Raw genomic sequence first — 10,637 nt, forward strand, 5'->3', positions numbered from 1 at the left:
GAGGGCCATGAGGGCGCCGGTCGCCCAGTCGGCGACGGTCGCCCGCCGGTACGCCGCCGGGTCGGTGATCAGTTCGCTCCAGCGCGGGAAGCGCCCGGCGCGCCGGTTGCCGATCACCGCCTCGCCCAGGGCCCGGGTGACGCGCGATTCGCGGCGCAGCGAGTGCTGGCGGGTGCCGTCCTCCTCGTACAGCAGCGGGACGCTGATCCCGACCCGGCGGCCGCCGGACAGGGGTGCGTCGAGCGCGTCGACGAGGAGTGCGGCGCAGCCGCTCCGCATCCGGATGTCCGGGTTGCACACCAGGGCGGCGCGGAAGCCCTCCTGCCACCCGGCGGCCGCCCGCAGGGCGGCGTTCACCCCGGCCGCGTACCCGGCGTTGCGGCCGGTCTGGACGAGCGTGGCGGCGGGGGCCAGCTCGCGGACGACGTCGACGGTGTCGTCGGCGGAGTCGTTGTCGGCGACGACGAGGCGCCAGTCGAGCCCGGCCATGCCCTGGGGCAGGGAGGCGAGGAACTCGGGCAGCACCCGGGCGCTGTTCCAGGTGACGACGAGGACGGCTACGGGACCGGTTGCGCGAGCCCGGTCCGGGTCGTGGCGGGAGGGCATGGGGACTCCACGGGTCGGGGCTCGGCCGGCGTGCCGCGCCGGATGAAGCCGAGGTGACTGCCTCCCGCGGCGATCGTCAGGAAGAACATCCCTGCGAACATCGGGAAGCTGAGGGCGTCGAAGGTGGCGCTGCTGACGAGGGCGACGAGGGCGGAGGCGAAGAACGCCTGGCCGAGCTCGCGGTCGGATTCGCCGGCGGCGAGGCGGCGGATGGCGCCGCCCTGGTGGATTCCGGCGAGGAACAGCGCCAGCAGGGCGAGCAGGCCGAGCAGGCCCATCTCCGCGAGGGTGAGCATGTACTGGTTGTCGGTGAAGAAGTAGAGATCGGGCGTGAAGGTCCCGAGGCCGCGCCCGAACAGCGGGTGCTCCTCCAGGTAGGGGACGATCGCGCTGTACTTGACGGTACGGGCCTGGGTGCTGCTGTCGGAGTTCGACAGGAAGGACCCGAAGAGGGTGGTGATGGTGCCGATCAGCCCGGGTACGGCCACCTTGAAGCAGGCCACCGAGCCGATCAGCAGGCCGATCGCGGTCCAGCGGCGCTGCGGCTTCCACCGCGGGACCATCACCAGGACCACGATGAGCGCCCCGATGATGGAGGTCCGCGACACCGTCAGCGGCAGGGCTCCGCCCATCAGGGCCACCGGCCCCCAGCGCCGCAGGCGACTGAGGTGGGCGCGGACCGGGTCGAAGGCCTGCTGGACGGCGAAGGGCAGCATCAGGGCGAGCATGCCGCCGAACTCCAGGGGCTGGGCGGTGGTCGAACGCGGCCGGGTGAACGCCCCGCGGTCGAGGGTGGTGATCTGCGCGACGCTGGAGTGGAGTCCGGGGATGGTGATGTGTTCGGCGATGTTCGTGGCGGTGAAGAAGTCGTAGTAGCCGATGGCGGCCACCACCGATCCCATCACCACGGCCCGCCGCATCAGCACGTCGAGGCGGGCCCGGTCCTGGATCCCGGCGGAGACCAGCACCACGATCGACACCCACACGAGCAGGCCGATCAGCCCGCGGTCCGCGCCCAGCACCTCCTTGTGGGTGCTTCCCCGGGCGGCGTTCGCGAGGTACGAGGCCAGTACGGAGACGGCGAGCAGCCACATCACGACCCGGGGCAGCCGGGTGCCCGGGGCCGGGCGGATCCGGCCGGTCAGCCAGGTCGCGAGGTACCAGAACAGGCCGAGGAGGGCGAACACGTTGGCCGGGGTGCCGACGCCGCCCATGCCCGGCAGGGTCAGGTTCGAGGGGATGAAGAAGGCCAGCCCCAGGTAGCCGCTGAGCAGCGCCGTCGCGTCGACCGGCCGGCGCGGCAGCCTCCTGCGGACGCGCGCCTTGGGCGCCCCGGCCGCCGCGGCGGCCTCGCGCCTGCGGCGGCGGGCCACGACCAGGGTCTCCGTCACGAAGGAGAGCGTGAAACCGGCGGTCACGCTCGCGATGACCACTCCCAGCACCTGCTGGTAGCGGCTCTTGAGCTGGGGCACCGGGGTCTGCGGCAGCACCACCGGAGCCGTCTGGACGAAGTAGGCGGGCTGCACCTTGGCCGCCGCCTGGAGCGCGTTGAGCTGTTCTCCGGCGAAGGCGGTGAGCGTGCTGGTCTCCTTGAGCACCTTCGCCCGGTCGGTGCCCGTGACGGTCAGTGTGAGCATGGGGCCCGAGGTGTTGGCGGCGAAGCCGACCGTGTACGGGTCGCTCACGCCGAGGCCGTGCAGATCTCGCGCCGCGTCGGCCCCGGACAGGGTCCTGATCAGTACGTCGGCGGTCACGACCAGCGAACCGCCCGCGTTCGAGATGGGGTTGCCGAAGGCGGGGGCCAGTTCGGCCACCGCCGTGGAGTCGAGCAACGCCACCGAGCTCTGCGACTGGTACGCCACGGGCACCGAGCGGTACAGGTGCAGGCCCGCGAGGAGTCCGAGCAGCGTGAGGGGCACCATCACGTACCAGCGGCGCCGCAGCACCGCGGCCATCTCACCGATGCTCACGAATGCCCCTTTGCGCCTGCCGGAACCGATGGCGGGCCGCCCGGCGTCCTGGAAAGATCGAACGCGACGGAAGGAATCCTGTGTCGCCTGGTGAGTTGTTCCGCGCGTTGCGCCGGCGCTGGTACGTCCTGGCCCTGGTGGCGGCGCTCGCGGCGGCCGGGGCCCTGCAGGTGCTCCGGCCCGACCGGACCTATGTGAGCTCGGCGATCGTCGTGCTCAAGCCACCGGTGACGGGCAGTCAGCCCAATCAGCTCGCCAATCTCCAGCCCCCGCTGGCCGCCGTGTCGTACGCGGCGGTGCAGCAGCTGGAATCGCCCTCCGGAGCGGCCGAATTGCGTGCCGCGGGGGTGGACGGCGCCTACCGGGTGTTGCCGCGCAACAGCGGCACCAGCGTCACCCCCCGCTATCTGATCCCCTCGCTCCAGGTGCAGGCGGAGCACGCGGATCCGGCCGGCGCCAACCTGGCCGTGCTCAAGGTCGTCGAGGCGTACACGCAGCGCATCACGGCCATGCAGGCCGAACAGCAGATCCCGGAGAAGGCGCGGATGAGCGTGACCCTGCTGGTGCCGCCGACGGCGGTGGCGCAGACGGGGACCAAGAGCCGCGGGCTGGCCGGGACGGCGCTGCTGGCCGGGGTCTGCGCGGTGGCCGCGGCGCTGTGGACCGATCGGCTCGTGACGCGCCGCAGCCGGCGCCGGCGCGAGCGCGCCGACGCCGGTCCGGTGGACGAGGGCGGGGCGCGCAGCCGGGCCCCCGTGGCCGCGGGGGCCCGCTGAGGAAGCGGGCCACCGGGCCGTCCGGCCCCGGTGACGGGGCCGGTGGTGCAAATGGTGCTTGTGGTGCTGCTGGTTCATCAAATCCCTCGGCGTTTCCAGGACTGCCACCAGAGCCACTCGCGCCCCCGGTCGGCGACGGCCGAGAGCACCAGCGGCTGGAGGTACGGCATCGCCCGGGCCCCGATCCGCCGCCGCCTGCGCAGCGCCCGGTACTCGGGGAGCCCGGTGTACCCCGGCAGGCATTCGGCGGCGAAGGCCTCCAGCTCCTCGACGGGGACCACCCCGGTGCGCCCCCGGTCGTAGGCCCGATAGGCGCGCCGCAGCGCGTACCGGGCGAGCCGGGTCCGCGCCAGCGCCGCGAGCCGTCCGGCTTCGGGGAGCAGGCCGGAGCACTTGTCCAGGGCGGAGTCGAAGGCGACGAGGCGCTGGCGGAGGTCGTCCAGTTGCCCGCCGAAGTCCGTGGTGGACATGTTGTTTCCGTGGACCCGGTAGAAGGCCTGGTCGGCCCCGCGCACGTAGCCCACGTCGGCATGGGCCGCGAGCCGCATCCACATCTCGATGTCGCCGGCGTGCGGGAGCTGTGGGTCGTAGCCGCCGACCTTGCGCTGGAGACTGGTACGGACGACCACCTCGGGCGAGGTGATGCACCCGGTGCCCTCCCGGAACCGCCGCTCCAGCCACCACCGTCCGGGGTAGACCACCGAGCCGGTGCTCCGGGTGCGGGCCGCGGGCAGCGGCCCCCCGTGCCGGAACCGCAGCGGCCTGCCGTAGGCGAAGCCGGCTTCGGGGTGGGCGTCGAGCAGGGCCGCGGCGCGCACCAGGGCTCCGGGGACGAGCCGGTCGTCGGCCGACAGCAGGGCGACGTAGTCCCCGTCGGCCCATTCCAGCAGGCCCTCGTTGTAGGTGGCGATGTGGCCCCGGTTCTGTTCGTGGACCCGTACCTCGATGCGGGGGTCGGCGGCCGCCAGCGCCCGGGCGACCTCCGCGGAGTCGTCGGGAGAGGCGTCGTCGATGATCAGCACGCGGACGTCGACGCCCGGCTGCTCGTCCAGGACGCTCTTGACGCAGTCGGCCAGGAAATGGCCGTACTTGTAGCAGGGGATGACCACGCTGACGGTGCTCACAGACCGCTCACCTCCGTCGAGCCCTCCGCCGCGAGGCCGTTCGGCGCGGTGGTGGTGAAGACCGGCCCGACCCAGTAGTTCACGGAGCCGAAGGTGTTCGTGGGGAAGGCGGACGAAGCACCGTACTTGTAGAGGCCGTTGGCTCCGCCGCTGCCGTCGGCCGGGGCGACCAGCGGGTAGGAGCGGTGGGCGGCCGTGAAGTAGCCGCCGTCCACGGCGTACTTGCCGTTCGGCGCGTGGTAGGAGGCCACGTAGCCGGTGCCCGCGGTGATGGGTACCGGTGTGGCGAAGTGGAGCTGCTGCCAGCCGGAGAGGGTCTCACTGCCGAAGGTGCCGGTGGCGAGGAGGGTGCCGGTGGCCGACCAGAGGCTGCCGGTGTGCGTGCCGGTGTTCCCGGGGCCCTTGTAGAAGGCGATGCCTGTGACGTACCCGCTGACCGCCGACTGGAAGCGGGTGCCCAGTTCCACGGAGTTGGTGTCGTCGTTGGCGTTGGCGGTGCTGGGCTCGGCGGCGGGTGCCCACAGGGTGCAGGGGCAGTTGACCGCGGGCGGGCTCGCGCTGGTGGTGAAGGTCCAGGTGACCGGCGCGGCCATGGCGTTGCCCCACAGGTCCGCGGCCTGCACCGAAGCCGTGTACGTGGTGTTCAGCCCGAGTTCGGTGGACGGGGTGAAGGTGGCGCTGTTGGAGGCGGTGAGGACCTTGCTGCCGGGGACGGTGGCGCCGCCGGGGTCCTTCAGGGTGAAGGCGAGGGTGTCGGAGTCGATGCCCTCGCTGAAGGTGGCCTTGACCCCGGCGGTGATCGCGGCTCCCGTCGCCGCGGACTGCGGGGTGATGGAGGTGACGGTGGGCGGGACGGTGCTCGCGGTGGAGGTGTCCAGGACCGCGTCGACCCAGTAGTTGCTGCCGGACGCGGCCGTGGACGGGACCCCGCCCGTGCCGCTGTACCGGTAGACGCCGTTGCCCCCGTCGGTACCGCTGCGCAGCGCGGTCAGCGGGGCGAGTCCCGCGTCGGCTGAGGCGAAGGTGTTGTCGAAGGAGTACCCGCCGTTCGGGGCGAAGTAGGAGGCGATGTACGTGGTGTCTGCCTTGACCGGGACCGGCGAGGCGAAGTTCAGCTGCTGCCAGCCGGACGCGGTCTCGTTGGTGAAGGTGCCGGTGGCCAGGCGCTGGCCCGAGCTGCTCCACAGGCTGCCGGTGTGGGTGCCGGTGTTGGCCGGGGACTTGTAGAAGCGGACGCCCGTGATCGAGCCGGGCGCCGAGGAGCGCATCTTCACGCCGAGTTCGACGGCGCTGCCGTCGCCGGCGTTGACGGTGCCCGGTACGGCCGCGGCCGGCCAGACGGTGCAGGGGCACTGCTGGGGGCCCACGGTCAGCGGCACGGTGGTGGTGGCGCCGGTGTTGACGCTGTCGTCCACCGCGCGGACCTTGATCTGTACGGGTCCGGGGGCGGTCGGGGTCCACTTGTAGTTCCAGGACCCGACGCCGGTGGCCGCCTTCCAGGTGGTGCCGCCGTCGGTGGAGACCTCCACCCGGGCGACCACCCCGCCACCGCTGTCGGTCGCGGTGCCGGTGATGGTCACCGGGCGCAGCGCGGGCACGGTGGCGCCGCCCGCCGGGCTGGTCACCGTGATGGCCGGACCCGTGGTGTCGGTGGAGGCGGTCGCGGCGACCAGGTTGGTCTGCAGGGACCTGGGCTGGACGCCCATGTCGGCGAACACGTTCACCGTGGCCTGCTGCATCCGCTTGTCCTCGGTGACCACCGTGTCGTCGGGGTTGCCCGTCGGCATGTTGGTCAGGCCCCAGGACCACTGCACGGTGCCGGCGCCGAAGACCAGGGCGCGCGAGACCGGGTCGCGGAAGGCCACGAGGCTGTGGGTCGCGGTGCCGTTCCCGTACGTGTTGCCGTAGTCGAGGCGGAGCTTGCCGTCGTTGATGTCGACCGTGGTGGAGGACATCGCGATCTGACCGGGCGGGCGCGCCGCGTCCTCCACGTCGCTGTCCCACTCGTAGCCGAGGGTGCCGGCCGGGAAGGTGGCGGTCTGGGAGGGGGTCAGGTTCGCGACGGTGGTGCCCCGCCACAGCCGCATCTTGGCGTACGCGCCGGGCACGGTGATGGCGTCGCTGCGGTATCCGTTCACGCTGAACAGCGAGCCGGTCAGCTGGTTCTGCGGCTGGTACGGCCGCCCGTTCGTGGAGCCGGCCGGGTCCATGAAGGTGCCGGTCCAGATTCCGCTCGGGTCCGGGACGCCGTTGGGCTGGGGGAAGGAGAGCTTGGTCTCCTTGTAGCAGACCAGCGTCCGGTTGGCCGTGTTCGCGCCGTCGATGCTGGACGCGAGACGGGTCTTCCAGAAGACCTCGTTGCCGCTGAAGTACGTCTGGTGGACCCCGGCGCGGCGCGCGTTCAACGCGTTCGTGAACTGGTCCTGGGTCCAGTACTCGTCGTGCCCCGAGGACATGAAGACCTTGTGGTTCCCCAGCTGCGCCGCGCCGCGGGTCGACATGTCGATGCCCGACATGTAGCTCACGTCGTACCCGTTGCGCTCCAGCCAGGAGATCATCTGGTATTCGGACCCGTAGATCCCGTTCTCCCCGCCGATGTCCATCGGCCGGTTGTAGCTGACCTCGTACGCCCGGCCGTCCGGCGCGGGTCCCCCGCCGTCGTACAGGTCCTGGCCGCCGTAGTTGTTGTACGCCTGCCAGGTCTGGTCACTGGTCTGCACGACGACGTCGGAGTGGCTGGAGTCGTTGCGGACGACGAACGGGTAGGGCATCACCCCGTTGCCGTCCGCCTGGTCGAGGTTGGCGATGTACAGACCGGACACGGCGTCGGCCGGCACGGTCCACGTCGCGGTGACGGGCCAGTTGCCGCAGTCGACGAGGCCGGTGGCGGCCTTGGTGGTGCAGGCGCGCGGCTTCCCGCCCGGAGCGAAGTTCGCCGGGTAGGTCTGGGACGCCTGCGCCGCGGTCGACATCAGGCGGGCCCCGTCGCCCCCGTAGTGGCCCAGCCGGTAGACCGACACCCGGTACGCGGTCGGCGACTGCACCTTGAACTGCACGGTCTCGCCCGCCTGGACGCTCATCTGGGCACTGAAGCCCTTGATGTCCCCGTAGGCGCTGGGCGAGAACCAGTCGGACCTGGGCGTGCCCGGTTTGGAGTTCTCGCACACGATCGCGTTCGTGCCGGGTCCGCAGGGGTCTGCCGCGCCCGCCACCGAGGACGGCGGTAAGACCGTGGCCATCAGGGCGGCGACCACGGTGAAGAGGCCGTACCGGAGCAACCTTGTCCGTCTGTTCATCTGTACCTCTTTTTTGTGCGTCGGCGCAGCGCTGGGCGTCAGCGCAGCGCGTCGGTGAGCGCGTCCACGACCCGCTGCTGTTGGGCGGCGGTGATCTGCGGGAAGAGCGGGAGCGAGAGCATCCGCTCGGCTGCCTGCTCGGCGTGCGGGAAGTCCCCGCGGCCGTGGCCGAGGTGGGCGAAGGCCGGGGTGAGGTGGACGGGGGCCGGGTAGTGCACGCCCGCGCCGATGCCCTCCGCGTTGAGCTTGCCGACGACCGCGTCCCGGTCCGCGCCGCTGACCCGCACCACGTACAGGTGCCATACGTGGACGTTGCCCTGCTCCGTGACCGGCAGGGTCAGGCGTCCGGCGCCGACCAGATCGGCGAGCATCCCGTCGTAGCGGGCGGCCGCCGCGCGGCGGGCCGCGTTGCCGTCGGCGAGGCGGGCCAGTTTGGCCCGCAGGACCACGGCCTGGAGGCCGTCCAGCCGGCTGTTGAACCCGGCGACGTCGTGCCGGTACTTGGCGGTGCCGCCGTGGTTGGCCAGCGCCCGTACGAGGTCGGCCTTCTCCTCGTCGTCGGTCACCACCGCGCCCGCGTCCCCGTACGCGCCCAGGTTCTTGCCCGGATAGAAGCTGGTGGCGGCGATCCCGCCACTGCCCGGGGTACGGCCCTGCCGCTCGGCGCCCTGGCTCTGCGCGGCGTCCTCGACGAGCGCGGCGTGCGCGGGCAGCGCCGCGGCCAGCTCCGCCGCAGGGGCGCACTGCCCGTACAGGTGGACGGGGACCACGGCGCGCGTGGCAGGGCCCACCGCGTCCAGCGCGGCCTGCGGGTCCATCAGCAGGGTGTCGGGGACGCAGTCGACGAGGACCGGGCGGGCGCCGATCCGGGCGACGGCTCCGGCGGTGGCGATGAAGGTGTTGGCGGGCAGCACCACCTCGTCGCCGACGCCCACCCCGCTCGCGCGCAGGGCGAGCTCCAGGGCGTCGGTGCCGTTGGCCACGCCGACGCAGTGGCCGACGCCGGCGAAGGCGGCGTACTCGCGCTCGAAGGCGCGGACCTCCTCGCCGCCGATGAAGGCCGTGTCGGCCAGCACCCGGTCGAATCCTGCGCGCAGTTCCTGCGCGACCTCCGCGTGCGCCGCCTTCAGGTCCACGAGCGGTATCTGGTTCATCCGACGGTGCTCCCCATCCGTGTTTGCGTGCTCATGGCTGTCGCGGGGCCCGCGTCCGTGCCGGACCCCTTCCGTGTCCCCGGCTCCGGGCCGGTCCCCTCGCCGTCGGCCCGCAGCTCGTCGAGCGCGGAGCCCCCGGCCGCGCGCAGCCGGCGGGCCGGGCTGCCGGCCCACACCTCGCCGGGCGGCACGTCGGCCAGGACCGTGCTCCCCATGCCGGTCAGCGACCAGGCGCCGACCGTGGTGTTCTCCCGTACGAGGGCGCCCGCACCCACGTACGCCCCGCGCCCCAACCGGACCCCGCCGCCGAGGCGGACCCCCGAGGCGATCGTCGCGAAGTCCCCGACCGTGTCGTCGTGGGTGAGGACCGCGTGCGGCATCACCGCCACGTGCGCCCCCACCCGTACGGCCGCGGTGAGCGCGCAGTGCGCGAGCAGCACCGAGCCCGGGCCGAGTACCGAGGACGCCGAGACGGCGGCCGTGGGGTGGACCACGGTCGCGTACCGGCCCTCGGGCAGGGCGAGGCGCCGCACGAGGCGGGCCCTGACGGCGTAGTCGCGCGGACTGCCCACGCAGACCACGACCAGGGCGTCCGGTCGCCGGTGCACCAGCTCGCTGCCACCCAGCACCGGCACCCCGTCGACGTCCCGGCCGTGCAGGGCCGGGTCGTCGTCGAGGTGTCCGGCGAGGCGCCGGCGCGGGGCGCGGCCGCGCGCACGGTCGGCGGCGGCGGCGTCCCGTACGGCCTGGGCGGTCTCGCGGGCGAAGCCGCCCGCGCCGACGATCAGCAGGTCCCGGGTGGCCGGGGTCCCGGGCGCGGTCATCCGCCGGCCCGTGCGCGCAGTACCGCGACCACCCGGTCCTGCTGGTCCCGCGTCATGGTGTGGAAGAGCGGCAGGATGAGGGAGTCGCGGCTGATCCGCTCGGTCACCGGGAGCGGGGCCGCCGCGTGCCCGGCGTAGGCCGGTTCCAGGTGCGAGGCCATGATCCCGCGCCGGGCCGAGATCCCGGCCCCGGCCAGCGCCGCGAGCAGTTCGTCCCGGCCGACGGGGTAGTCCTCGGTGAGCAGGACCCAGTACGACTGGAAGTTGCCCTCCCCGTGACCGGGGTCCCGGACCGGTCGCAGACCTGGGATGCCGGCGAGCAACTGCTCGTAACGGAAGGCCAGTTCGCGGCGGCGGGCCACGATCGCGTCCAGTTTGCCGAGCTGCACCAGGCCGACCGCGGCCTGGATGTCGGTCATCCGGTAGTTGTAGCCGACCTCCAGATAGGCCTCGGCGATCGGCGTGCTGCTGGCGTGCCGCTGCGCCGCTGACACGTTCATGCCGTGCTCGCGCAGCCGGCGCAGCCGCTCGGCCCACTCGGCGTCGTCGGTGGTCACCATGCCCCCCTCACCGGTGGTGATCACCTTGCGGGGGTGGAATGACCAGGCGGCGAGCAGTGCTCCGTGGCCGACCGACTTGCCGCCGACGGTCGCGCCGATCCCGCAGGCCGCGTCCTCCACCAGCGGGACGCCCCAGTCGGCGCAGGCCGCGCGCAGGGCGTGCACGTCCGCCGGCACCCCGCCCTGGTGGACGGCGAGGACGGCCGTGGTGCGCGCGGTCCGGACGGAGTCCACGGTCGCGGGGGTGAGGTTCCCGGTGGCCTCCTCCACGTCGGCGAAGACCGGGTGCGCGCCGACGTAGCGCACCGCGTTGGCGGTGGCGATGAA

8 protein-coding genes are annotated in these 10,637 nt (G+C 72.9%); 1 reads left to right on the top strand and 7 read right to left on the bottom strand.

Features of this window, described 5'->3' with window-relative positions; genetic code table 11:
* Window positions 1-606: glycosyltransferase (locus ACS04_RS19835; RefSeq protein WP_048478003.1), on the bottom strand; the 606-nt coding region annotated here is incomplete at its 3' end.
* A complete protein-coding gene (locus ACS04_RS19840; RefSeq protein ID WP_048478004.1) occupies window positions 558-2,576 on the bottom strand; it encodes an O-antigen ligase family protein in 2,019 nt (672 codons plus the stop codon). The genes ACS04_RS19835 and ACS04_RS19840, both read right to left, overlap by 49 nt.
* A 95-nt stretch (window positions 2,577-2,671) precedes the next feature.
* On the opposite strand from ACS04_RS19840, the gene ACS04_RS19845 reads away from it, so the two are divergent.
* Window positions 2,672-3,352, top strand: a complete 681-nt coding sequence (locus tag ACS04_RS19845; protein WP_209441734.1) for a hypothetical protein — start codon at window positions 2,672-2,674, stop codon at window positions 3,350-3,352.
* Window positions 3,353-3,429: 77 nt separating this feature from the next.
* On the opposite strand, the gene ACS04_RS19850 is transcribed toward ACS04_RS19845, so the two are convergent.
* The 5 genes from ACS04_RS19850 to ACS04_RS19870 all read right to left on the bottom strand — a co-directional run.
* Window positions 3,430-4,476, bottom strand: a complete 1,047-nt coding sequence (locus tag ACS04_RS19850) for a glycosyltransferase family 2 protein (RefSeq protein ID WP_048478006.1) — start codon at window positions 4,474-4,476, stop codon at window positions 3,430-3,432.
* Window positions 4,473-7,772 carry a DUF4082 domain-containing protein gene (locus ACS04_RS19855; RefSeq protein WP_048478007.1) on the bottom strand — a complete coding sequence of 1,100 codons (3,300 nt, stop codon included), beginning with the start codon at window positions 7,770-7,772 and terminating at the stop codon, window positions 4,473-4,475. The genes ACS04_RS19850 and ACS04_RS19855 overlap by 4 nt, the downstream gene beginning before the upstream one ends.
* 38 nt (window positions 7,773-7,810) lie before the next feature.
* Entirely contained in the window at window positions 7,811-8,926 is a 1,116-nt protein-coding gene (locus tag ACS04_RS19860) for a DegT/DnrJ/EryC1/StrS family aminotransferase (protein ID WP_048478008.1), read from the bottom strand.
* Window positions 8,923-9,750 (bottom strand): NeuD/PglB/VioB family sugar acetyltransferase, encoded by an 828-nt coding sequence (locus ACS04_RS19865; protein ID WP_078865010.1) that lies wholly within the window; start codon window positions 9,748-9,750, stop codon window positions 8,923-8,925. The genes ACS04_RS19860 and ACS04_RS19865 overlap by 4 nt, the downstream gene beginning before the upstream one ends.
* The coding region (locus tag ACS04_RS19870; RefSeq protein WP_048478009.1) for a DegT/DnrJ/EryC1/StrS family aminotransferase at window positions 9,747-10,637 on the bottom strand (891 nt) is incomplete at its 5' end. The genes ACS04_RS19870 and ACS04_RS19865, both read right to left, overlap by 4 nt.

Origin of the sequence: Streptomyces roseus, from assembly GCF_001044425.1 — a bacterium.
In the GTDB taxonomy this organism is placed as follows: Bacteria; Actinomycetota; Actinomycetes; order Streptomycetales; family Streptomycetaceae; genus Streptomyces; species Streptomyces roseus.